Source organism: Zoogloea sp., from assembly GCF_041914405.1.
GTDB lineage: Bacteria > Pseudomonadota > Gammaproteobacteria > Burkholderiales > Rhodocyclaceae > Zoogloea.
The window spans coordinates 14,816-38,649 of sequence record NZ_JAYSDK010000044.1 but is presented as its reverse complement, the minus strand read 5'-3'; the positions used below and the strand labels follow the sequence as shown (position 1 = coordinate 38,649).

Below are 23,834 nucleotides of genomic sequence, written 5' to 3'. Positions count from 1 at the left end.
GGGGGGGGGGGCATATAACGCCCCCTGTGTCGTGGTTTACCCGGGGGGGGGGCCAATCTCCCCCCCCCCACGGAGGGTTCGTGGTTTGGCTTACAGGTCCAGCACCAGGCGCCCGCTCCGCGCCCGCGACACGCAGGGCAGGATCAGGCGGCCGGCTTCCCGCTCGGCGGCGGACAGGTAGTGGTCGCGGTGGTCGGCTTCGCCTTCCAGCAGCGGCGTCACGCACACGCCGCAGGCGCCGCCGCGGCACAGGCAGGGGGCTTTGACGCCGAGCCGCTCGATGGCTTCGAGCAGGCTCTCGTCCTCGCCGACGCTGACCTCGACGCCGGATTTGGCGAGGAAGGCGCGGAAGGCTTCGCCGCCGGCCAGGGCGCTGCCGAAGTGCTCGCAATGCACGTGGCTGGCCGGCCAGCCGGCGGCCGCGGCGAGTTCCAGCACCTCGTCGTTCATGGCGGCCGGGCCGCACACGTAGAGGTGGGTGCCGACCGGCTGGGCGGCGAGCAGGGCGGGGATGTCGAGGCGGCGGCCGTCGGCGTCCCAGTGCACGCTGACGCCGCTCTTGCCGGCCAGCCACGGATCGAAGACGTGTTGCTCGTCTTCGCGGCAGCACAGGTGCAGCGCGTAGTCGGCGCCGCCGAAGGCGAAGTCGGCCAGGTAGGACAGGAAGGGCGTGATGCCGATGCCGCCGGCGATCATCAGGTGGCGGCGGGCGATGCGCACCGGCGCGAACAGGTTGCCGGGCCAGCCGGCTTCCAGCACGTCGCCGACCTTGATCTGCTCGTGGATGAAGGCCGAGCCGCCGCGGGAGGCGGGCACGCGCCGCACGATGATCTCGTAGGCGTCGCGGGCGCCGGGCCGGCTGATCAGCGAATAGGCGTTGCGGTGGGTGCGCGCGGCGCCGTTCAGCACGAGCTGGAGGTGGGCGCCGGCCGCCGCCGGGGGCAGCTTGCTGCCGTCCGCCGCCACCAGGCGCAGGTGGCGCAGGCTCGGCGAGATGGCGCTGACGGCGGCCACCTTGAGCGTGAGGGTTTCGCCGATCATGCGAAGCTCTCCTCGACGGCCGGCACTTCGCCCGGCGCTTCCGCATCCACCATCACGCCCATGAAGGCGCCGAGGCGGCGGGAGAAGTGGTCGCGTACCAGCAGGTGGCGGTGGCAGCCGGAACAGCTGGCGATGCTGGTGGTGACGTTCTCGGTGACCGTGTGGCAGTGGGTGCACCACACCCGGCGGCGCAGGCTGCCGGCGTGGTGCAGGTGGATCTGGTCGGCGCTGAAGCCGATGATCGCCGCGGCCTTGGCCACCGACCACAGGAAGGGTTCGGTGCCCTGCACGTAGAGGCGGTCGCCGATGCCGTAGCCGCGGGTGGCGCAGGCGAAGGCGTCGATCACATCGGCTACCTCGGGCAGGCGCCACACCTTGCCGAGGCCCAGGCCGCCGGCCTGGGTGCCGACCAGCCAGGTGTGCAGGTTCTCTTCCACCGGGGCGAAGGTGCCGGCCAGGGAGTCGAGGCGGCCGGGCAGCACGGTGTCGCCCTCGACGATCAGCAGGTGCTGGCTGCCGGACAGGTCCGGTCCCAGCTGGGTGTAGACGGGGCGGCTCTTGATGTCGGAATGCAGCATGGTCGTTCTCCTCAGATCACCGCACAGGCGTGGGCGATGGCGACCACTGCGGCACCGCCGGCGAGGGTCAGGTAGGGCAGGATGCCGGCGCGGGTGCCGACGCCTTCCTCGCTGCCCAGGTGCATGTCTTCCTGCATCGCGGCGGGGAACTGGCCCTTGTCGGTGACGTAGTGGCGGTACAGGAAGACCGGCACGATCAGCGCGGCGACGAGCAGGCCGGAGGCCAGCGTGCCGGCGCCCCAGATGTCGGCGCCCATGCCCATCAGCCACAGGTTGGCGAAGGCCAGCACGGTGCCGATGGCGATCAGCCACAGCGGGGCCTTGAACGGGCGCGGCCAGCTCGGGCGGTCGATGCGGTGGATCCAGGCGGCGTTGAGGTTGAGGAAGTTGAAGAGGATGTAGCAGACGTTGGAGATGGCCAGCACGAAGACGTAGTCGGACATCAGCAGCAGGATCAGGTTGAAGCCCAAGTCGGTCCACATCGCCGGGATCGGCGCGCCGTTGGCATTCACGTGGGACAGGTACTTGGGCAGCCAGCCGTCGGCGGAGGCCTGGTAGAGGGTGCGCGAGGAGCCGGCCATCGAGGTCATGATGGACAGCACCAGGGCCAGCACCAGCATTGCCATCAGCACGTGCTCGACCAGCGCGCCGCCGCCCAGCATGTGGGCCATGGCGTGGGCGACGCCCATGCCGCTGTAGATGTCCGGCGACAGGATGCCGTCGTAGACCGCCGGCGTGACCACGTTGCCGGCGGCGTCCTTCACTTCCGGCGTGACCAATTGGCCGAGGCCGATGTTGCCCTGGAAGGCCAGCGGGACGACGGTGAACACGAAGATGCACAGCAGGCCGGAGTACAGGATGGCCTTGAAGGTGTCGGTGCGCGGGTCGCGGAATTCGCGGGTGTAGCACACTGCCGTCTCGAAGCCGTAGGTGGACCAGGCCGCCATGAACAGGCCGCCGGCCATCAGGGTCAGGCCGCCCATGTCCCAGGCGCCGTCGATCACCGCGCCGCTGGCGTCCTTGGCCAGCGGGAACAGCGGGGTCAGGTTGGCGGCCGGTACGTCACCGGAGAGCAGCGGCCACAGGCCGATCAGCATCAGCGGGGCCAGCGCGGCGATGCCGAGCACCATCTGCATGCGGGCCGCCTGCAGGATGCCGCGGTGCTGGATCGCGAAGGCGGCCAGCAGCACCGCCGCACCGAGCACGAAGGTGGCGTTGATGCGCAGGGACAGGCCGCCCTTGATGAAGCCCAGGTCGAGCAGGGTGATCTGCCAGGTGTTGATGGCTGCGTCCGGCGCGAACAGGATCGACAGGATGTAGCCCGCCGCCAGCCCGGAGCCGATGGCCAGCACCGGCGACCAGGCCAGCCAATTGCACCACACTGACAGCGGCGCCAGCAGCTTGCTGTAGCGCACCCAGGCGACCGCCCCGTACACCGACGCGCCGCCGGATTTGTGCGGGAACAGGCCGGCGATCTCGGCGTAGGAGAAGGACTGCAGGAAGCCGAAGGCGATGGAAATGATCCACACCGCCCAGGAGGGCTTGCCCACCGTGGCGGCAATGGAGCCGATGGAAAACAGCACCAGGGCCGGGACGCCGCTGGCCACCCAGAAGGCCCCGGCCCAGCCGATCTTGCGGTGAAGCGTCGCGCTCGCACCGCCGATGCCGTTGCTTACGGCATCCACTGTTGTCGTGTTCATCTGCGTACTCCTCGATGTCGAAAAAATGCGATGGGACTGCAATGGCCTGCACTGTCCGCCGCCGGGAGGGGGGCGAACAATTCGACTTTGGGAGTAGGTCCGAGGGGGAATTGAGGGAGTAGGCGCGCGGGCGTGAAATGGCTGCCATCCCAACACCGACAGAGGCAAAAGCATGAAACCCGCGAAGAAGACCGCTCTCCGGAAGGCTGTCCGACACCTTGGCAGCTGTGCGCTGCCGGCCATTGCCGCGGCCACCCTGGCCACGCCTGCCCATGCCGAGGACGCACCGGCAGCGGCCCCCGAACTGACCAGCAACATCGGCGTGGTGTCGGAATACGTGTTCCGCGGCATCCGCCAGACCTGGGGCAACCCGGCGATCCAGGGCGGCGTGGATTACGCCCATGCGTCCGGCTTCTACGTGGGCACCTGGCTGTCCAACACCAGCGGCAACCTGTACGCCAACGCCAACATCGAGGTCGATGTGTACGGTGGCTACCGGGGCGCAGTGGGGGATTTCAGCTACGACGTGGGGGTGCTGCAGTTCATCTTCCCGCAGGCCAACTACGACAAGATCACGCCGGCCGGCAGCTATGCCAAGAAGAGCTACGACTCCACCGAGTTCTACCTCTCCGGCACCTGGCAGTGGCTCAATGTGAAGTACTCCCGGGCGATGACGGACGTGGGCTACTTCGGCTTCAACAGCAACAACGCCGGCCCCGGCGCCTTTCCCAACAAGCCGGGGGCGGGCGTGACCGGCAAGGACACCACGGGTTCCTGGTACATCGAAGCCAATGTGAACTACGAGTTCCTGCCGACGTGGACGGCGACCCTGCATGCCGGTCGCCAGACCATTGCAAATTCGAAGGGCCTGGACTATTCCGATTACAAGGTCGGCGTCAGCAAGGCCATGCCGGGCAACTGGACGCTGGGCCTGGCCTACACGACGACCGCCGGTGCCGATTACTGGAAGAACTACCCCAGCGTGGCCGGCAACGGCACCACCAAGGACATGAACGCGGGCACCTGGATCGCGTCGGTCAACCGGGTCTTCTGACCCGCCCCCAGTTTCTCCTCAGGCAAGTTGGCACCTGTTCCGGCCCGCTGGCGACAGCGGGCCGTTTTTTTTGGGAGCGGAGACAGGGGTGGGGGTAGAACTTATCGTAGGGGCGAATTCATTCGCCCCTACGTTTCGACCGGTGCCTCGATGGGCAGCGTGACGGTGAAGGTGCTGCCCTTGCCGGGTTCGCTGGTCACGTCGATGCGGCCGTGGTGGCGGTCGACGATGCCCCATGACAGGGACAGGCCGAGGCCGGTGCCCTTGCCGATGGGCTTGGTGGTGTAGAAGGGTTCGAAGATGCGCTGCAGGTCGTCCGGCGGAATGCCCTTGCCGGTGTCGCTGACGCTGATCTGCACCGCGTTGTCGCCGCTGCGCCGGGTGGCCAGGGTGATCGTGCCCTGGCCTTCGATGGCCTGGGCGGCGTTGATGATCAGGTTCATGAACACCTGGTTGAGCTGGGACGGCAGGCAATAGACCTGCGGCAGCTCGCCGTAGTCCTTGACCACCGTGCAGTGGTACTTGAGCGCATTGGCGGCGATGTTGAGCGTCGATTCCAGCCCCGCGTGCAGGTCGGCCCAGTGCCAGTCGGCGCTGCTGGTGTGGGAGTAGTCCTTCAGGTCGCTGACGATCTTGCGGATGCGGTCCACGCCGTCGGCGGATTCCTTCAGCAGCTGCAGCGCGTCTTCCTTCAGGAAGTCGTAATCGAGCCGGCGGCGCAGGGCTTCGACGGCGGCAATGGTTTCCGGCGTGGTGGTAGCCACCGCCGCCTCGTAGGCATCGACGATGGAGAACAGGTCCTGCAGGTAGCGCTCCAGGCTGCCCAGGTTGGAGCCGACGAAGCCGATCGGGTTGTTGATCTCATGGGCGACGCCGGCCGCCAGCTGGCCGAGGGACGCCATCTTCTCCGATTGCAGCAGCTGAATCTGGGCGTTTTCGAGGGCCTTCGCGCCGCCTTCCACCTTGTGCCGCAGGCGCTGGTTGTTCTTGTCCAGCATGTCGCGGGCGGCCTTGGCCTCGAGCTGGGCGCGCACCCGGGCCCGCACGATGGTGGCGCGGATCGGCTTGTGGATGTAGTCGCAGGCACCCATTTCGAAGCCGCGCTGTTCGCTGTCCTCGTCGATCAGGGCGGTCACGAAGATCACCGGGATGGCGGCGGTGCGGGGATCCTCGCGCAGTAGCTGGAGCACTTCGAAGCCATCCAGGTCCGGCATCATGATGTCGAGCAGGATCAGGTCGGGCGGTGGTGTCTGGATCGCCGCCTGCAGTGCCTCCGTCCCGTTGGCCGCCTTGAGGACCGTGTAGAACGGTTCGAGGACGCCACCCAGCACCAGCCGGTTCACCGGCTCGTCATCGACGACCAGCACCACGCTGCGGGTCGCTCGGGGAGGCTGCGCACTGCTTTCCGGGGTCGTCATGGCAGTTTTGAAGTGCTTGCTATATAGGTATTGTTGTTTTTGTTGATTATATTAAATATATGCGGGTCGCACGGTTAAATGCTTGATTCATGATAAGTGACCTTCTGCACAACGGGGCAAGCTCGCTGTGTGCGCGACAGGATGCCCGATTCCGCGTGGCGCGGGGAGACATCCCGCGCGCCCGCGTTTATGCTGCGGTGCACGTCCGCAGACCCCACGGAGACAACAATGAATTTCCCCGCCCACCAACTGACCATGACGGTGCTGATGACGCCCGATATGGCCAATTTCTCCGGCAACGTGCATGGCGGCGCCATCCTCAAGCTGCTCGATCAGGTGGCGTATGCCTGCGCGGCGCGCTATTCCGGCTGCTACGTGGTGACCCTGTCGGTGGATCAGGTGATGTTCCGCCAGCCGATCCACGTCGGCGAGCTGGTGACCTTCCTGGCGTCGGTGAATTACACCGGCAATTCGTCGATGGAGATCGGCGTGAAGGTCATCGCCGAAGATATCCGTACCCAGGTCGTGCGCCACGCCAACAGTTGCTTCTTCACGATGGTGGCTGTGGACGAGAACCGCAAGCCGGTCAGCGTGCCGCCGCTGCGCCCCTTCACGCCGGACGAGAAGCGCCGTTATCAGGCTGCCCAGGCTCGCAAGGAATTGCGCCGGGAGCTGGAGCAGCGCTACACGGCGCTGCGCGATGGGGTGGCGGAGGGGTTCGACCGGGAGCGCTGAGCGTGGCTCCCGGCATGTAGCGCAGCTTCAGGCTGCGGCGACCTGGAACTGGCCCATGGTCTGTTCCAGCTTGCCGGTCGCAAAGTCGGTGAGCTCGGCGCTGCGCGCCGATTCCCGTGTGGCGTGGCGCATCGCCTCGGCGGCGGAGGAGATGGATTCCACCCGATCGCCGTAGGCATGGGTGGCCGCGGCGATCTGGTTGATGGTCACGAACAGGCGCTCGACGACCGCCTCGATCTCCCGCTTGTCGGTGGCGGCTGCGGTGGCCAGGCGCAAGCCCTCCTCCATCTCCGACATACCGCTTTCCATCGTGCGTACGGCTTCCTCGGCTTGACTCTGCACGCCGTCGATCATCTCGCGGATGTCCGAGGTGGCGCCGCGGGTGCGTTCCGCCAGCTTGCGCACCTCGTCGGCCACCACCGCGAAGCCGCGCCCGGTTTCGCCGGCGCGGGCGGCCTCGATCGCGGCGTTGAGGGCCAGCAGGTTGGTCTGGTCGGCGATCTCGTTGATCAGCGTGACGATGCGGCCGATCTCCAGGGTGCGCTGCTCGAGCTGGCGGATCGTCGTCGCCGACAGATTGACGGACTCGCGGATGCCCTGGCTGCGGGCTTCCACCAGGGCGAACTGCTCGCGCGCCTCTTCGCTGACGCGTTGTACGACTTGTTGCATGGTGGCGGTGTTGGTGGTGGCGGCGTCGATCTCGCTGAGCTGCACGCGGATCGCGGTGAGGATGTCGTCGATGGCGTCCTGCATCGACGTGGAGACCTGGTCCGCGTGGCTGTTCTTCTGCAGCATGTTGCGGTTGGTGTCGCCGATCTCGCTGGTGGTCTTGGCGACCTGGCGGATCATCTGCTCCAGGTTGTCGATGAAGCTGTTGGCCCACTGGGCCAGCACGGTGGCCTCGTCGATCCGCTCGCTGGCCCGCGGCAGGCGCTGGGAGAGGTTGCCGCCGCCCTCGGTGGTGGAGCGCAGCACGCGGGTCGCTTCACGCAGGCGCTCGCTGATCGGCAGGCAGCCGAGGTGGTGGAAGACCGCCGCGCCGCCCAGTTGCAGGGCCAGGCCGGTGCCTAGCACGGCGGCCTGACCGAGTCCGGCCAGCTCGGCAAGCAGGCCGGCGATACCCCAGCTGCCCAGGGTGACCGCCATGTAGAGGCTGAGCAGGCGGAAGGGGATGCTGCGGAAGCGGTACACCTCTTCCAGGTCGGCCTCGCACATCATTCCCCAGGTGTCCGGCGAGCCGGGCAGGCGGAAGGTGACGCCCTTGCCGATGACCGGCACGTGGCGGTAGTCGGAATAGCCCGGGTAGGTGACGAACAGGTTGTCACCCTTGCGGATCGTCTCGCGCACGCCGGGGTGGAGCTGGCCGGTGGCTGGGTCGTTGAAGACCAGCTCCAGCTCGGTGTGCTCCTGCACGCGCACGGTGCCGAAGCCGGTGCGGATGCCGTCCTTCAGGTTGTCGCCGCCGGAGAAGGTGGCGTCCTCGAAGCGGGAGCGGGACAGGGCGGTGCCGGGCACGACCGTGGGGTCGAAGACCGACTTGACCATGAACAGGTAGTTGTCGCCGGACTCGTGGAAGATGTGGCCGGCTTCGCGCTGGATCAGGTCGCCGAGCACGTCGTTGGGCACGCGGCCGCACAGGGCGCCGACCACGCTGCCGTTCACGCTGATCGGCTGGTAGAACATCAGCGTCACCGCGTCGTGGAAGCGGGAGGTGGACGGCGGCAGGCTCCTGGTGACCGGGTCGCGGTAGGGGCCGTGCAGGAAGCGTCCGGCCAGGCCGGCGCGCAGCGGTGCGGTGGCGGCCACGCGGGAGCCGGCGCGACCGTTGGCGGAAGACGCGGTGATCATGCCCTGCAGGTTGACGACGAACAGCTCCGAGAAGTCCTCGGCGCGCTGGCGGCGCAGCTGCAACTGGCGGGCATCCGCGTCCGGCCAGCTGCTGGCCAGTTCGCGGGCCAGGCCTTCCAGGTGGGCCCATTGCTGTTCGGCCCAGGTGCGGAGGATGCGCATGCGAGTCTGCGCGAAGGCCTCGAAGGTTTGCTCGATGGCGGGGTAGCGGTGCCGGTTGCGGGACGTGGCCCAGCCCATGGCGATCTTGCCGGTCCGGCCGAACCAGGGCAGCCAGGTTTTCTCCGCGCTGCTGAGGGACATGTTCTGACTCTTGAGCATTGACTGATTCCTGCTACAAAAAGAAGCAGGGTCGGATAGCAAGAGCTGAGCCTGTTTTGTTCACTGCGCCGTTCTCCATCTGCACCGCCTTGGTGAATCAGATGCTTAGCGCCTTGTGCTATGCAATTCATTTCACCCTCCGGCGTTACGGAAATTCACATTGCGCACCGTCGAGGTGCGGATTTCAGGGGTGTTGGAGGTGGGTTGTACCTATTTTGGGGTATCGGCACCGTGACGGTGCATTGCCTTGCTGCCATCGTTGGGGGGACCCAGAGGCGCCTTTGCCGGCTGGAATATGTCACTGTTCGCCGGCGTCCCGTGGCATAGGCCGCCAGCCGGGCGGGCGTGGCACTATCGGCGTATTCCTTCATTCCCTCGCGGGAGGTTCCCATGTCTGTCCGCGTCCTGCCCTGCGCCGTCATCCTGCCCCTGGTCCTGAGCGGTCTGCCGGCGCTCGCCAGTCCCGCCATCCAGCCAGGGGGGTGGAAGGTCAAGACGGTGGTCACCGCACGTGAAACCCCGGCCAGCCCGGCCCGGACCGTGTCCGAGATGAATACGCAGGTGTGCTTCACGCCGGCCTTCCTGGCCCGCGACCCCTACCTGACGCCCGGTATCGACCGGGACAAGATGGAGAAGCAGGGCGCCCGCTGCAGCATTTCGGATGCCGCCCGCAGCGAAGCCAGTGCGAGCTGGAAAATGAGTTGCACGATGGCCGACGGCAATTCGGTGGAGATGCAGATCAACAACACCGTGGCGCCGCGCCGCCTTCGCTCCGAAATCCAGCAGCTCGTCCACAAGGGCGGCCAGGATGTGCAGATCCGCATCACGATGGATTCGGTGTATGCGGGGGCGTGCACCAAGGACATGCTGCAGTTGTGAAGGACCGGGGCCGGCAGGCCCGGCGAGCCAACGAGAACTCGTGGATCATTCGCAGGTCTGTTTGCCCTTCGACCACGAGGTATGTCTTGATGTCCGCTTCTCCCAGCCTGCTCGCCCACTGGCGCCCGCGCCTGATCGCATTCGCCACCGCTGCTGCCGATGGCGATGGCGCCCACGACGTGCAGCATCTGCATCGGGTGTGGCGCGTCGCCGCGCAGTTGCTGACCGAATACCCCGAGGCCGACGGCCTGGTGGTGCTGGCCGCCTGTTACCTGCACGACCTCGTCAACCTGCCCAAGGACGATCCGCGTCGCGCCCAGGCCTCCCGGCTCGCGGCGCAGCGGGCCCGCGTCGTGCTGGCGGAGGCAGGCTTTCCGGCGGAGCGGCTCGATGCGGTGGCCCATGCCGTCGAGGCTCACAGTTTCTCGGCGGGCATTCCGCCGCGCAGCCTGGAGGCGCAGATCGTGCAGGACGCCGACCGCATGGACGCCCTTGGCGCGGTGGGGCTGGCGCGGATGTTCTATACCGCCGGCCGCATGGGGTCGGCGCTGGCCCACGCCGACGATCCCCTCGCGCTGCGTCGGCCGGCGGACGATCGGGCCTATTCCCTCGACCACATCGAAGTGAAGCTGGCCACCTTGCCGGCGCTGATGAACACCGCCGCTGCCCGGCGCCTGGGCGAGCAGCGGGTGGCCTGGCTGCGTGAGTTCCGGGAGGTGTTCGTCGCCGAGTGGGGGTCAGGTTCCGCTGACGGTTTCGCCGCTGAGCAGGCCGGCCGCCTCGCTGAAGACTGACAGCAGCGCGTCGGCAACCGTGCGCACCCGCGGCGAGCGGCGCACGTCCGGATGCATGACCAGCCAGATCGGGCGCAGTGTCGGGCAGGGGGCGGCGGCCACCGGCGCCAGCGCCGGATCGCCGGCACCCAGGAAATGGGGCAGTGCGGCGATGCCGTGGCCGCCGCGGGCCCCGTGCAGCAGCGCGGCGAGGTCGTTGCTGCGCAGGATGAAGCGGCGCCCGGCGGCAATCCCGTCCAGCCACTGCTGCTGTGGCACCTGGCGCAGGCTGTCGTCGTAGCCCAGGAACTGCCAGGCGTCCGCCGGCTGCTCCGCGTAGCCGGGAGCGGCGTAGAGCCCGTAACCGAGCTGGCCGAGGGGGCGCGCCACCAGGCCAGCCGCGCTGGGGCGGGACAGGCGCACGGCCAGGTCGGCCTCGCCACGGGCCAGATTGGCCTCGCGGCTCTCCCCGACGATGTCCAGGGTGATGCCGGGCCAGGCCTCCCGGTGCGGCAGCAGGCGCGGTACCAGGAAATGGCTGGCGATCACCGGCGGTGCGGAAATGCGCACCGTGCCCTGCAGCGTGCCCACGCCCAGGGCCAGGCGCGAGAAGGCCAGCGCCTCGTCTTCCATCCGTCCGGCCTGTTCGGCCAGGGTTTCCCCTTCCGGCGTCAGCGTCCAGCCCCGCGGCAGGCGATCGAACAGGCGTACGCCGAGGGCGTGCTCCAGTGCCTCCACGCGCCTCGCCACCGTGCTGTGCTCGACGGCGAGGCGGCGTGCCGCGCCGGACAGGCTGCCGTGGCGGGCCAGGGCCAGAAAGTGGCGCACGTCGTCCCACTGCAGGGCTGTGGAAGCGGCCGGATTGATTGAGCTTTTTTGCACAGATAATGTTTAATTATTTGGAATTGTTGGGTGATTCTGCGCGCCGTACGCTGTGTCTGCAATCCCGCTTCGTCCTTCTCCCTCGCCCCCACAGGGTGGGCAGGAAGACTGGCTTGGTCGGGATGCCCTTCCTCAATTTCCAGGAGCAGACCATGAGCAGTGCAGTCCTGTCGGGGGACGTCGCCCCCGCGAACGCTTCGATTCCCTTCTCCCCGGTCACCCAAGCCGTGATCCATCGCTATGGCGGCGCGGAGGAGATCGAGCTGGAAGCCGTCAGCTTGCCCGCACCCGGCGTCGGCGAGATCCGTGTGCGCCATACCGCCATCGGCGTCAATTTCGTGGATGTTTATCACCGTACCGGGCTTTACCCGCTGCCTGCGCTGCCGGCGGTACTCGGTGTCGAGGCGGCGGGCGTCATCGAGGCCATCGGTGCTGGCGTGGAAGGGCTGCACGTGGGGCAGCGCATCGCCTACGCGGGCCCGCCGGCGGGCAGCTACGCCAGCGCGCGCAACCTGCCGGCGGCGCGCGCCGTGGCACTGCCCGACGACGTGGCCGACGACACCATCGCGTCCTTGCTGCTGCGTGGTATCACCACCCACATGCTGCTGAGCCACGTTCGCCCGGTGAAGGCCGGCGATACCCTGCTGGTGCATGCGGCGGCCGGTGGCCTCGGCCTGGTGCTGGTGCAGTGGGCCAAGGCGCTCGGGGCGCGGGTCATCGGCACCGTCGGGTCGCCGGCCAAGGCCGAGCTGGCGCGTCTTCATGGCCTGGACCACGCCATCCTGTACCGGGACGAGGATTTCGTCGGCGCGGTGAAGGATCTGACCGGCGGCCAGGGTGTGGACTACGCCATCGACGGCATTGGCGGCGCCACGCTGGCCGCGACGCTGGGCGTGGTGCGTCCCTACGGCATGGTGGCCAGCATCGGCCAGGTGGCCGGTGACAGCGGCCCGCTGGATCTGGCCCAACTCGGTCCGGCTCGCTCCATCGCCCTGTCGCGGCCGGGCGTGTTCCGCTTCATGGCCGACCTGGCGCGTTACCGGGAAGGCGCAGCGGCGACGCTGGCCCGCTTGCAGTCCGGCCTGCAGGCCAGTGTCGGTGAAGTGTTGCCACTGACCCGCGTGGCGGATGCGCACCGCCTGCTGGAATCCGGCCGCAGCAGCGGGGCCATCTTGTTGCGGCCCTGAGTTGGCTTGGCAGTGGGCCGTGCCCCGCGGCGATAATGGCAGCCTCGTCACAGGAGACTGGCATCGTCGCGGGCATGAACACTTTCAATAGGCGCACCGCCATCCGGATTACCGCCATTAGCGTGCTGCTGGCGGTACTCGCCAGCCCGCTAGCCTGGTTCGTGGCAAGGGAGCAGGCCGAGGAGGCCACCGTGTCGCTGGGGATGGAGGAGTCGCGCCGTCTCCTGCGTCACTTCGATGCCGTGGCGCTGAACGGTCCGGAGGCCGCCGACAAGGCGGCGAAGGCGGCCCATGCCATCGCTGGCGGCCTGTTCGATATTGCCGAACTCTACGACGCGGAGGGGCACAAGCTGGCCGTCGCGATGTCCGCGGACGGGACTGCGGTCGAGGCGCGCCTGCCGGAACATCTCAGCCCGGCGCATCGCGGGGCGTCCTACGAAAGCCTGCGCCTGGATGGTGACGCGCGCTGGATCCTGCGCATCTTCGTGCCATTGCAGGACGTGGCGCGCGATGGGCAGACGCGGATCTCCGGCTATTTCGAAGGTGTGCGCGTGGTGCCCGACTGGCAGCGCGAAGAGATCCGCAGCCACGCGCTGCACGCCGCGCTGCTGGCCGGACTGGCCTCGCTGCTGTGCGGTGCGGTGATCTACCCGGTGGTGGTCCGCCTGTCTGCCGACAACCAGCGTAAGGCCCGCGAGGTGCTCGATTCGCACATCTCGATGATGGACGCCCTCGGCCGCGCCATCGCCAAGCGGGATTCGGATACCGGCGCCCACAACTACCGGGTCGCCTGGATCGCCACCCGCATCGCCGAACGGCTGGGTCTGCAGGGGCACGCCATGCAGGCGTTGATCGCCGGCAGCTTCCTGCACGACGTCGGCAAGATCGGCATTCCGGACGCGATCCTGCTCAAGCCCGGCAAGCTCGACGACGACGAATTCGACACCATGCGCAGTCACGTGCAGCAGGGCGAGGAGATCGTCACCGGTATCGGCTGGCTGGAAGGCGCCGCGGCGGTGGTCTCCGGCCACCATGAGAAATGGAACGGCGCCGGCTATCCGCGTGGCCTGGCCGGCGAGGCGATTCCGCTGGCGGCGCGGATCTTTGCGGTTGCCGACGTCTTCGACGCGCTGTGCTCCAAGCGCCCTTACAAGGCACCACTCGGCTTCGAGGCCGCCATGGCGATCCTCGAGCGGGACAGCGGCAGCCATTTCGACCCCGCCGTGATGGACGCCTTCCGGCCCATCGCGCGGGAAATCTTCGACCGCCTGGCCGACTGTGATGAAGACCAGGCCCGGCAGCTGCTGGACGAACGCGTCCGCCTGCATTTCGGTATCTAAGGAGATTTTCTGATGAGCATCACCGACCTTTTTGGCATTGCCCTGCCGGTCATCCAGGCCCCGATGGCCGGCGTGCAGGGCAGTGCGTTGGCGATTGCGGTGTCCGAGGCTGGTGGCCTCGGCTCGCTGCCTTGCGCGATGCTGAGTCCCGAGGCGCTGGAGAAGGAGCTGTCGGCCATCCACGTGGCCACCGACAAACCCTACAACGTCAATTTTTTCTGTCATCGCCCACCGCCGCCGAATGCCGAGCGGGAGGCCGCGTGGCGCACTGCGCTGGCGCCGTACTACACGGAATTCGGCATCGACCCGGCAGGGATTCCGGCCGGGCCCGGCCGCAACCCGTTCAGCGCCGAGGTCGCCGACATCATCGAAGTCTTCCGCCCACCGGTGGTCAGCTTCCACTTCGGCCTGCCGTCCGCCGACCTGTTGGCGCGGGTCAAGAAATGGGGCGCCAAGGTGTTGTCGTCGGCCACCACGGTGGAAGAAGCCCTGTGGCTCGAAGCCCACGGCGCCGACGCGATCATTGCCCAGGGCCTGGAGGCGGGCGGCCACCGGGGGCACTTCCTGAACCATGACCTGAGCGCCCAGTCCGGCACCTTTGCGCTGCTGCCGCGCATCGTGCATGCGGTGAAAGTGCCGGTGATCGCCGCCGGTGGCATCGTCGATGCCCGCGGCGTGAAGGCGGCACTCGCCCTCGGCGCGGCTGGCGTGCAGGCTGGCACCGCCTACCTGCTGTGTCCGGAGGCCACCACCAGCGCCGTGCACCGCGCCGCCCTCAAGAGCTCGGCCGCCGGCCACACGGCGCTGACCAACCTGTTCACCGGCCGTCCGGCGCGCGGCATCGTCAATCGGGTGATCCGCGAAGTGGGGCCGCTGAGCCCCGCCGCGCCGGAGTTCCCGCTGGCCACCTCGGCCATCGCCCCACTGCGCGCCGCCGCCGAAAGCCGCGGCAGCGGCGACTTCTCGCCGCTGTGGTGCGGCCAGAACGTGCTCGGCTGCCGGGAAGTCGGCGCCGCGGAGATCACGCGGGGGCTGGTCGAGGGGCTGTGAGTCGCCGCTAAACCACCAGCCGCGAGTGCCCCACGCCGCCGCCCTTGTCCACGCGGATCTGGGCGGTGATGCGTTCCTTCAAGCCTTCCACGTGGCTGATGATGCCGATCATCTTGCCGCTGGCGTTGAGGGTGTCGAGGGCGTCCAGCGCGATGTCGAGGGTTTCGCCGTCGAGGGTGCCGAAGCCTTCGTCGAGGAACAGGGAGTCGATGGAGGTCTTGTGGCTGACCAGGTCCGACAGCGCCAGGGCCAGCGCAAGGCTGACCAGGAAGCTCTCGCCGCCGGACAGGGTGCGGGTGTCGCGGGCGGCTTCGCCCTGCCAGCTGTCCACGATGTCCAGTTCCAGCTCGCCGCTGTTCCGGCGGCGCAGCAGGTAGCGGCCGTGCAGGCGTGCCAGGTGGCGGTTGGCCAGATGCAGCAGGTGGTCCAGGGTCAGGCCCTGGGCGAACTTGCGGAACTTGTCGCCCTTGGCGGAGCCGATCAGGCCGTCGAGGCGTAGCCACAGCTCGGTCTCGGCGGCCTGGGCGTCGATCTGCGCGAACAAGGCCTGCTGGCTGTTGCGGCGCTGGGCATCGCTGTCGAGCAGGGCGCGCTCGGCGCCGTGGCGTTCGTCGATCTCCTTCAGGCGGCTTTCCTGTTCCGCCAGCAGGCGTTCCAGTTCAATCAGCGGCAGCGCCGTGCGGGCTTCGGCGAGCAGGCCGGCGTGCTTGTCGCGGGCGGAGCGCAGCAGGGTGTCGGCCTGCTGGCGGGCCTGCTGCAGGCTGTCCTTGTGCTGCTGCAGGCGCTGGCGCTCGTCGGCCGGCAGCAGCGCGGCGAGGAAGGCGTCCCGGTCGGCGAAGGGGCTGGCGGCAAGGGCGGTTTGCCAGTCTCCAGTGGCCGTGAGCAGCGCGCTGCGCTGCTCGGCCAGGGTCTTGTCCAGTTGCTGGCGGCGGCCGTGCAGCGCGGCGAGTTCGGCGGCCAGGCCGCTGATCCGTTCGGCGCAGCGGGCCAGCGCGGCGGGGGCATCATCGCCGGGGGGCGGTAGCTCGACGACGGCGGTTTCGCGCATCTCCTGGAGCTTTTCCCAGCGGGATTCCCACTGGGCGGCGTCGGCATCGGCGGCTTCGCAGCGGGCCTGCTGGCGGCTGAGTTCGGTGGCCAGCTGCTGGCGGCGCTGCTGCACGCCCTGCCACTCCTGCCATTCGGCGTCGCGTTCGCGCAGCCACGGGGCGGGTTCGGTGGGCAGGCTGAAGCCGGCGTCGGCCAGGCTGACGCCGATGCGGGTATCGAGGGCGGCCAGCTCCTGCCGGCGTGCGTCGAGCAGTTTGGCGCTGTCGGCGTGGCGGGTCCGGCTGGTGGCCAGCGCCTGGCGGGCCAGTTCCAGTTGATTGCCGGCGGCCTGCCAGGCCTGGCTGCGAGTGTGGGCGACTTGGGTGGCCTGCTGGACGAGGCGCTCGCCTTGCTCGGCCGTCTGCAGGGCCTCGGCGAGGTGGTTCAGGGCCTGGGTTGCGGTGGCGCGGGCGGCCTGCAGGCGCTCGGGCTGCTGCCAGTCGTCGGCGGCCAGCGCATCATTGGCCAGCACACTGCGGCGCTCGGACCACTCGGTGGCGAGGCGGGCCAGTTCGCCGCCGACGCGAACGTGCTCGGCCTGCGCGGCGTCGCGGCGGGTTTGCAGCGCGGTCAGCTCGTTGCGGGCTTTCTGGCCCTGCTCGATCAGTGCTTCCAGCTCGGCTTGGCGGGCTTTCAGCGCAGCCTCGGTAGCGGACACGTCGAGAGCCTGGTAGGCGGCGACGGCCGGGTGTTCGGTTGCGCCGCACAGGGGGCAGGCCTCGCCCGGCTGCAGGTGCTGGCGGTGGGCTTCCAGGCTCTGGATGCGCCGCTCCTGGTCGAGCATCTTCTGCTTGTCGCCGACCTGTTCCTTGAGGACGGCGTGCTTCTCCCGCAGCGCGACGAGGGCCTTGTCGCGGGCCTCGATGACGGCCTGCTCGCGCTGTATCTGGCCGCTCAGCTCGGCGTGGCGGGCTGACTGTTCGCGGCGCCGGCCGGCCAGTTCGTCGAGCTGCTGCCACAGGGCGACGGTACCCTGGGCGTGTTGCCAGCGTTGGCGCAGTGCGTCCAGGCTGGCGCCGGCAAGGCGCTGGAGCTGCGCCGCCTGGGCGGCGTTGAGTTCGGCTTCGGCCTGCGTCCGGGCCTGTTCGGCGGTCGCCAGGGCTTGGGTCTGCTGGGCGAGCCGGGTTTCGTGGTTGAGGATTTCGGCGGCCAGTGCGTCGAGGCCGCGCTGGCCGTCGATGAGGCCCTGCTGCAGCGACTGGCGTTGCTCGAACTGCTGGCGCCAGGCACCGAGCTGTTCGCCCAGTTGGGCGCGGCGCGCGTGGCTGGTGCAGAAGGCGTCGAGGCGCAGCTGCTCGTCCTGCAGTTGTTGCCAGTGCTGGCGGGTGACGGCGGCGACGTGGCGGGCCAGCTGGTCGGCAGCGGCGTGCTGGCGGTCCTGCTCATCTTCCAGCGTGAGGCGTTCGGTAGCGAGCTGCTGCAGTTGCGCTTCGCCGTGGCGGACGGCGGCTTCGGCCTGCTGCCATTGTTCATGCACCGGCTTGAGGGCTTCGGCGGGTTCGCCGGCGGCCAGCCGGTCGAGCTGCGAGGCGGCGTCGGCGATGGCCTGGTCGGCGGCCTGCAGGCGGGTGGCGGCGACGCCGGCGTCCCGTTCGGCGTCGTCCACACCGCTCCGCCACTGGCGCAGGGCCAGCGTGGCGTCCCGCTCGCGGCGGGCCTCGGCCTGGGCGCCGGCGAGGGCGGCGAGGGCCTGCTCCTTCTCGGCGCGGGCTTCAGCGCTCAGCAGTTCGACGCCTTCGGCCCGGGCCTTCAGGTGGTCGAGCTGCTGGCGGGCTTCCTGGGTCTGGCGGTAGACGCGCTCGGAGATCTGGCCGTAGATGTCGCTGCCGGTTAGCTCTTCGAGCAGCTCGGCGCGTTCATTGGCGTTGGCGTTGAGGAAGGCTGCGAAGCCGCCCTGGGCCAGCAGCATGGACTTGGTGAAGCGGGCGAAGTCGAGCCCGGTGATGGCCTCGATGCGCTTCAGCTTGTCGTTGATCTGGCTGCTGAGGATCTTGCCTTCGCCACTGGCGGCATCCACTTCGGCCAGCTCCACCTTGGGTGCCTGCAGCGCACCGTCGGGCTTGTTGCGGGCCCGGCGTTGGCTCCAGAAGGCCCGGTACACCGTGCCCTTCACCTCGAACTCGACCTCTGCCAGGCAGTCGGCGGTGTGGCGGGTCATGATGTCGTTGGCCGACGCGGAGATGCTCTTCAGGCGCGGCGTCTCGTGGTAGAGGGCCAGGCAGATGGCGTCGAGCAGGGTGGACTTGCCGGCGCCGGTGGGGCCGGTGATCGCAAATAGGCCGTTGTCGGAGAAGGGCGGCCGCGTGAAGTCGATGCTCCACTCGTCCTTCAGGGAGTTCAGGTTCTTGAGGCGCAGGCGCAGGATCTTCATGCCGGGTTCTCCTCGAGACTGGCGAGCACGCTGCGGAAGCGTTCGGTGAGGGCGGCGCGCAATTCGTCGGACAGCTCTTCCAGTGCCAGGCGGCGGGCGAAGACGTCGTCCGGAGTCAGCTCGTCCAGCGTTTCGCGGGCCTCGGAGATCAGGCTGGCCGCGGCGGTGCCGCGGGCCCGGCGGATGCGTAGCACTTCCACCGGCAGGTTGTCGGTCATGCTTTCGATGCGGGCCGGCAGGTCGGCCAGGTAGTCGTCGGTGCGCACCACGACTTCCAGCCATAGCGGACATTCCGGGCTGCCGTCGGCCGCGGCGGCGGTGATGGTGCCCTGCAGTTCGTCGAGGTTGCCGGTCAGGCTGGCCAGGGCTTGGAAGCGCGGCACCGGCAGCGGCGTGACCGCCTGCAGGCCGGCGGCGTCCAGGTCCACCAGCAGCATTTCCTTCTGCTGATCGGCCTCGTCGAAGGACAGCGGGATCGGCGAGCCGCTGTAGCGGATGTGTTCCAGCCCGCCGACCCGCTGAGGGCGGTGGATGTGGCCGAGGGCGATGTAGTCGGCGGGCGGGAAGGCGCTGGTCGGAAAGGCCTCCAGCGCGCCCACGTAGATCTCCCGCACCGACTCGCTGGCGTTGGCGCCGACGGTGGTCAGGTGGCCGGTGGCGATCAGCGGCAGGCTGTGGCCCTGCTCGGTGGCGAGTGCGCTGCGGCGCGCCTCGGCGGCGGCGAAAACCTCGTGGTAATGGGCCTGGATCGCCGCCTGCAGCGATGCCTGCTTGTCCTCCGCGCTGTCGCCGGCCTGGCTGCGGATCACGTCGCGGGGGCGGATGAAGGGGATCGCGCAGACCACGCAGCCTGGCGTGCCGTCACGCCGGGGCAGCACGCGCACCTGCTCGTCCGCCACGTCGGCGGCCGGCACCACCGTGGCGCCGAGGCGCGCCAGCAGGTCGCGGCTTTCGCCGAGCGTCGCCACCGAATCGTGGTTGCCGCCGAGCAGCAGCAGCGCCACGCCGGCCTCATGCAGGCCCACCACCAGCTGCGAATACAGCTCCCGCGCATAGCTCGGCGGCGTGCCGGTGTCGAAGATGTCGCCGGCGATCAGCACCGCATCCACTTGGTGTTCCTGCACCTGTTCGAGCAGCCAGGCGATCAGCGCCTGGTGCTCGGCCTGGCGGGTCTTGCCGATGAAGTGCTGGCCGAGGTGCCAGTCGGAGCTGTGGAGGATGCGCATGGAATCGGTGCGGAGGGCGACAGGGGCGCTAATTTACCCCACTGTGCCTGCCGATGGCGGTGAGGAAATTTGCCACTGTTGGCTGCAACTATGAACTCAATAAATCATTAAATTTGATATATTTGAGATTATCCCAAGCGCAATGCGGCGCGATCCTGGTGGCGGCAGCCGAATTGCCCGCGCCAGTTGAGGAGGCAACACCCGAGTATGTCCATGTCTGAACCGGATCCGCGCCAGGTCATCGAGCGCGCCCTGAGAGCGCGTCTGTCCCTGATTCCGCCAGCGCTGCGGGACGCCTTCCACGCCTACCAGGACGAGCATTACCGGCGTTTCCTGCTGGTGGTCACGCTGCTCGGGCAGGCCGCCTACATGTCCTACGTGCTGGCCGACATGATCGTCGTGCCGGACGTTTTCGGCCTGTCCTTCGCCGTGCGCTCGGCCTACGTGGCGTTGGTGCTGCCGCTGACACTGGCGGCATTCCTGTGGTCGCGCAACATCCGCCTGCTGGACCTGCTGCTGCCGGTGCAGATCTTCTTCGCGGCGATCCTGTGGTTCTGGCTGTTGGCCCGCAGCCGCAGCCCGTGGGTGCCGAGCTACCAGTACGCGTCGGTGATCTTCATCGTGCTCGCCAACCTGTGCGTGCAGGTGCGCTTTCTGCCTTCCCTGGTGATCTCGCTGCTGATCTCGGCCGCGATCATGCACGGGGTGTACCGGCTGGCCGCTGGCAACCAGGAGATGGTGCTGGTGTTCTCGCTGGTCTATCTGCCGGTGCTGCTGTTCAGCCTGTTCATCAGCTGGAGCACTACCCTTGATCGGCGCCGTGCCTTCCTGCGTGCGCTGCTCGACCGGATGACCCGGGAGGACTTGTCAGCGGCCAACAACAAGTTGCAGGCCCTGGCTCACCTGGACCCGCTGACCGGGCTCAGCAATCGCCGTGACTTCGAGGCGCGCGCCCTGTACGAGCTGGCCCGCGCCCAGCGCCACCGGCGGCCCCTGTCCGTGTTGAGTCTCGATGTGGACCACTTCAAGCGCATCAACGACAGCCATGGCCACGATGTCGGCGACGAAGTCCTGCGGGTGCTGGCCGGAGTCGCCCGGCAGGAACTGCGCGAACACGATCTGCTGGCCCGCTTCGGCGGCGAGGAATTCGTCGCGCTGCTGCCCGATACCGCACTGGACGAGGCGCTGGTGGTCGCCGAGCGCCTGCGGGGCGTGCTGGGGGCCTACCACGTCCCGATGGACGGCGGGGCCATCCGCTTTACCATCTCGGCGGGCGTGGCCCAGCTGGCTGACGATGCATCCGGGCTGGCGTCCTTGCTGAAGGCTGCCGACAAGGCCCTCTACCGGGCCAAGCAGCAGGGGCGCAACCAGGTCTGCCTGGCGTTCTGCGGCATGGCCACCGAGAGCTAGAATCCACTCATGCCCAATCGACTTTTCGCGTACACGGATGCCCGCCCCGCCGCAGTGGCGGAGATTATCGCCCGCTGGCGGCACGACCACCCCGAGCTTGGCGTGCTGCTGCTCCTGCCCGAAGCGGAGAAAGCGCAGGTCCAGGCCCTCCAGGCCGTGTTCCGCGAGGCCGCGGTGCCGCTGGTCGGTGCGCTCTTCCCGGCCCTGATTGTCAATGACGAATTCGTGCCCCATGGCGCCTGGTTGATCGGCCTCGACCCGATGCCGCCGGCCTTCCTGGTCGACGGACTCGACGGCGATGTCCAAGCCGCCAGCGCGCGGATTGTCGAGGCGGTCCGCCAGGTCCGGCGCGACGACGTGCAGGACGACACCCTGTTCCTGATCTTCGACGCCACCGTGCCCACCATCGGTTCGATCCTGCTCGGCCTCTACGGCGAGTTGCAGGACGGCGTGGAGTACGCCGGTGTCAATGCCGGCAGTGAAACCTTCCAGCGCATGCCCTGCCTGTTTGACCAAGAGCGGCTGGTGGACAACGGCGTGGCCGGGCTGCTGGTGCCGGCCCTCAAGACCGTCGTCAAACACGAATACCCGGTGGCTCGCAGCCTGATGCAGGCCACCTCAACGCAGGGCAACAAGATCAAGCTGATCAACCAGCGCCCGGCGATGGAGGTGTATCGGGAGTTGATCCAGGCCGAATACGGCGTGACCCTCACCCACGACAACTTCTACGACTACGCGGTGCATTACCCCTTCGGGCTGGTGATGGCCGCCAACGTGGTGGTGCGCATTCCGGTCGGCTTCGAGGAAGACGGTTCCATCATCTGCGTCGGCGAGATCCCGCCCTGTTCCATCCTCAGCGTGCTCCAGGCGCCGGGGCTGGAGACGAGCCGCTGCGTCACCGCCATTGCCAACGCCCTCGGCTGCGACGTGGACTCGTCCCGCGACGCGCTGGTCACCTTCTACTGTGCCGGCCGCCGCCTGCACCTGCAGGGCGACGCCTTGAAGGAACTGCGCCAGCTACGCCGTCGCAGTGGCGCGTCCCGGCTGGTCGGCGCCCTGTCTCTCGGCGAGATCTCCTCCTTCGAAGACATCGGTATTCCCGATTTCCACAACGCGGCGCTGGTGTGCTTCTGAACGTCGCGTAAGGGGGCCGCATCGACGGATGCGTGTCACCGCTGCCGGGACAGAAAGTTCACCGCCATCGAGGCCATTGCCCGCGTACCGACCACCAGCGCCTTCTCGTCCACGAAGAACTGGGGATTGTGGTTGGGGGCGGCCTTGGCCGGATCTTGTCCTTCCGGCGTGATGCCGAGAAACACGAACAGCGCCGGCGTCTGCTTGGCGTAGAACGAAAAGTCCTCCGCGGCCCCCGGCAGGGCCGCGGTGCCCACCTTTCCGTCGGTGGCGCGTTTCAGCACCGGGGCCATCTGCTGCGCCAGCGCTTCATCGTTCACGGTTTCGTCGTACATCGGGACGATGCTCACGTCGGCGTGGGCGCCGCTGCTCTCGGCGATTTTTTCGGCGCTCAGCCGGATGTCCTCGCCGACCTGTTTGCGCACCTGCTTGTCGTAAGTGCGGATGGTGCCGCTCATTTCCACGCTTTCGGGCACGATGTTGGGGCCCGTGCCGCCGTGAATGGAGCCGATCGTCACGACAGCCGGCGACACCGTGAGGTTGGCCTTGCGGCTGACGACGGTCTGCAGGCCGCTGATCATCAAGGCCGAGGTTGCCACCGGATCGACGGTGAACCACGGCATGCCGCCGTGACCTTGCTTGCCCTTGACGGTGATGTTGAGCGTGTCGCTGCTGGCCGTGGTCGAACCCACGCGCCAGGTGATCTCGCCGGAACGGCCGGGCATCACGTGGAGGCCGAACACGGCGGCGGGCTTGAGGCGCTTGAACAGGCCTTCTTCCAGCATCATGCGCGCCCCCCAGGTCTTGCCCGGGCCAGGCATGAACAGGCTCGGCCCCTCTTCGGCGGGCTGGAAAATGAACATGACCGTACCCGGCAGCTGCGACTTCATGCCGGCCAGCACCGAGGCGCTTGCCATCAGCATCGCGGTGTGGGCGTCATGGCCGCAGGCATGCATCACCGAGACCTCGTTACCTTGGTAGTTGCCCTTGGCCGTGGAGGCAAATGGCAGGCCGGCCGGCTCCTTGACCGGAAGGGCATCCATGTCGGCCCGCAAGGCGACCACCGGGCCGGGCTGAGCCCCGCGCAGAATCCCCACCACGCCATGCCGGGCGACGCCGGTCTGCACCTCGATGCCGAGGCTGCGCAGATGATTGGCGACCAGCTTGGCCGTACGCACTTCCTGGTCGCCGAGTTCCGGGTGCTGGTGGATGTCGCGGCGCCAGGTGATGAGCTGGGTCTCGACCGCCGCCGCCCGCGTACGTACTTCGCTTTCCAGGGCGGCACCATCTGCGGCGCGGGCAGTACTGATTCCCACGCTCATCATCAGCATTGAGCTGCAGAGCAGGGACAGGCATTGCTTCTCGTTCATTCTTGTTCTCCGCCGGATTCACGTGAGCGCTGTTTGCTGCCCTGTGCTGCTTCAGTCATTCCACATTGTCGTTGCTGCTGGGGCCGGTGGCGAAACCGGGTGGGTAAATGATGGACGCGGTTTCACGTGGTGCGTCGGAGGCTTTTTCGGCCGCGGCTTTCGTGCGGGCCCGTTCCTCGTGGGCGCAGGGTGAATCCTTGCGGTCGGCGTGATCGGCCTTGCCTTTGTGTTCAACCGCCTCGGCCGCTGAATGGCCGACCATTGCCGGTTCATGTTTTCCGGCGTGCCCTTGGGCAATTGCGGTGGCGGGCAGAATGCACAGTGCCGCCAGCGCGAGATTGGCTGTGATCTTCATGGATGTGCTCCCATGTTGAGGTGAACGGCAGGTTGATGGGCTGCCTCAGGTGAAACTCCTTTCTGCGGATGGT

Annotated in this window: 19 protein-coding genes; 9 read left to right on the top strand and 10 right to left on the bottom strand. The window is 68.1% G+C overall.

Translation table 11 applies throughout. From position 1 onward, the window contains the following. Nucleotides 1-90: 90 nt before the first annotated feature. The 3 genes from ACE3RX_RS20635 to ACE3RX_RS20625 form a co-directional block, all read right to left on the bottom strand. Entirely contained in the window at nucleotides 91-450 is a 360-nt protein-coding gene (locus tag ACE3RX_RS20635; protein WP_374486852.1) for a flavin reductase family protein, read from the bottom strand. Nucleotides 451-1,037: 587 nt separating this feature from the next. After that, entirely contained in the window at nucleotides 1,038-1,619 is a 582-nt protein-coding gene (locus ACE3RX_RS20630; RefSeq protein ID WP_374486851.1) for a dimethylamine monooxygenase subunit DmmA family protein, read from the bottom strand. A gap of 11 nt (nucleotides 1,620-1,630) precedes the next feature. Beyond that, nucleotides 1,631-3,319 (bottom strand): APC family permease, encoded by a 1,689-nt coding sequence (locus ACE3RX_RS20625; RefSeq protein ID WP_374486850.1) that lies wholly within the window; start codon nucleotides 3,317-3,319, stop codon nucleotides 1,631-1,633. A 172-nt stretch (nucleotides 3,320-3,491) separates the two neighbouring features. Between ACE3RX_RS20625 and ACE3RX_RS20620 the strand changes: the two genes are divergently transcribed. Beyond that, nucleotides 3,492-4,373 carry a TorF family putative porin gene (locus ACE3RX_RS20620; protein ID WP_374486849.1) on the top strand — a complete coding sequence of 294 codons (882 nt, stop codon included), beginning with the start codon at nucleotides 3,492-3,494 and terminating at the stop codon, nucleotides 4,371-4,373. A gap of 128 nt (nucleotides 4,374-4,501) precedes the next feature. On the opposite strand, the gene ACE3RX_RS20615 is transcribed toward ACE3RX_RS20620, so the two are convergent. Further along, the gene (locus ACE3RX_RS20615) at nucleotides 4,502-5,791 is read right to left on the bottom strand and encodes an ATP-binding protein (RefSeq protein WP_374486848.1); all 1,290 of its coding nucleotides are present in this window, start codon (nucleotides 5,789-5,791) and stop codon (nucleotides 4,502-4,504) included. 228 nt (nucleotides 5,792-6,019) lie between these two features. On the opposite strand from ACE3RX_RS20615, the gene ACE3RX_RS20610 reads away from it, so the two are divergent. Next, nucleotides 6,020-6,526, top strand: coding sequence for an acyl-CoA thioesterase (locus ACE3RX_RS20610; RefSeq protein ID WP_374486847.1), 507 nt, complete (start codon nucleotides 6,020-6,022; stop codon nucleotides 6,524-6,526). 27 nt (nucleotides 6,527-6,553) lie between these two features. Here ACE3RX_RS20610 and ACE3RX_RS20605 read toward each other — a convergent pair whose 3' ends face one another. Then, nucleotides 6,554-8,695, bottom strand: a complete 2,142-nt coding sequence (locus ACE3RX_RS20605) for a methyl-accepting chemotaxis protein (protein ID WP_374486846.1) — start codon at nucleotides 8,693-8,695, stop codon at nucleotides 6,554-6,556. A 390-nt stretch (nucleotides 8,696-9,085) separates the two neighbouring features. Here ACE3RX_RS20605 and ACE3RX_RS20600 point away from each other — a divergent pair, with 390 nt between their 5' ends. Further along, nucleotides 9,086-9,574, top strand: coding sequence for a DUF3617 domain-containing protein (locus tag ACE3RX_RS20600; protein WP_374486845.1), 489 nt, complete (start codon nucleotides 9,086-9,088; stop codon nucleotides 9,572-9,574). 89 nt (nucleotides 9,575-9,663) lie between these two features. Continuing rightward, nucleotides 9,664-10,368, top strand: coding sequence for an HD domain-containing protein (locus ACE3RX_RS20595; protein WP_374486844.1), 705 nt, complete (start codon nucleotides 9,664-9,666; stop codon nucleotides 10,366-10,368). On the opposite strand, the gene ACE3RX_RS20590 is transcribed toward ACE3RX_RS20595, so the two are convergent. Next, entirely contained in the window at nucleotides 10,312-11,175 is an 864-nt protein-coding gene (locus tag ACE3RX_RS20590) for a LysR family transcriptional regulator (protein WP_374486843.1), read from the bottom strand. The two genes, ACE3RX_RS20595 and ACE3RX_RS20590, sit on opposite strands and share 57 nt — an antisense overlap. A 206-nt stretch (nucleotides 11,176-11,381) precedes the next feature. Here ACE3RX_RS20590 and ACE3RX_RS20585 point away from each other — a divergent pair, with 206 nt between their 5' ends. The 3 genes from ACE3RX_RS20585 (at nucleotide 11,382) to ACE3RX_RS20575 (ending at nucleotide 14,806) form a co-directional block, all read left to right on the top strand. Continuing rightward, entirely contained in the window at nucleotides 11,382-12,416 is a 1,035-nt protein-coding gene (locus tag ACE3RX_RS20585; protein WP_374486842.1) for a quinone oxidoreductase, read from the top strand. 74 nt (nucleotides 12,417-12,490) lie between these two features. Then, nucleotides 12,491-13,756, top strand: coding sequence for an HD-GYP domain-containing protein (locus ACE3RX_RS20580; RefSeq protein ID WP_374486841.1), 1,266 nt, complete (start codon nucleotides 12,491-12,493; stop codon nucleotides 13,754-13,756). Between the two features lie 12 nt (nucleotides 13,757-13,768). After that, on the top strand, nucleotides 13,769-14,806 hold the full coding sequence (locus tag ACE3RX_RS20575) for an NAD(P)H-dependent flavin oxidoreductase (RefSeq protein WP_374486840.1): 1,038 nt from the start codon (nucleotides 13,769-13,771) through the stop codon (nucleotides 14,804-14,806). Nucleotides 14,807-14,813: 7 nt separating this feature from the next. Here the strand turns inward: ACE3RX_RS20575 and ACE3RX_RS20570 are convergent, their stop codons facing one another. Further along, complete coding sequence (locus tag ACE3RX_RS20570; protein WP_374486839.1) at nucleotides 14,814-18,266, bottom strand: AAA family ATPase; 3,453 nt, start codon at nucleotides 18,264-18,266, stop codon at nucleotides 14,814-14,816. Beyond that, on the bottom strand, nucleotides 18,263-19,492 hold the full coding sequence (gene sbcD, locus ACE3RX_RS20565; RefSeq protein WP_374486838.1) for an exonuclease subunit SbcD: 1,230 nt from the start codon (nucleotides 19,490-19,492) through the stop codon (nucleotides 18,263-18,265). Before sbcD ends, ACE3RX_RS20570 begins: the two co-directional genes overlap by 4 nt. Nucleotides 19,493-19,705: 213 nt before the next feature. Between sbcD and ACE3RX_RS20560 the strand changes: the two genes are divergently transcribed. Continuing rightward, nucleotides 19,706-20,902: a GGDEF domain-containing protein gene (locus ACE3RX_RS20560; RefSeq protein WP_374486837.1), complete on the top strand. Its 1,197-nt coding sequence runs from the start codon at nucleotides 19,706-19,708 to the stop codon at nucleotides 20,900-20,902. Nucleotides 20,903-20,911: 9 nt separating this feature from the next. After that, entirely contained in the window at nucleotides 20,912-22,036 is a 1,125-nt protein-coding gene (locus ACE3RX_RS20555; protein ID WP_374486836.1) for an FIST signal transduction protein, read from the top strand. Between the two features lie 35 nt (nucleotides 22,037-22,071). On the opposite strand, the gene ACE3RX_RS20550 is transcribed toward ACE3RX_RS20555, so the two are convergent. Then, nucleotides 22,072-23,406: an amidohydrolase gene (locus ACE3RX_RS20550; protein WP_374486835.1), complete on the bottom strand. Its 1,335-nt coding sequence runs from the start codon at nucleotides 23,404-23,406 to the stop codon at nucleotides 22,072-22,074. A 55-nt stretch (nucleotides 23,407-23,461) separates the two neighbouring features. Then, entirely contained in the window at nucleotides 23,462-23,761 is a 300-nt protein-coding gene (locus ACE3RX_RS20545; protein WP_374486834.1) for a hypothetical protein, read from the bottom strand. Between the last annotated feature and the right edge of the window lie 73 nt (nucleotides 23,762-23,834).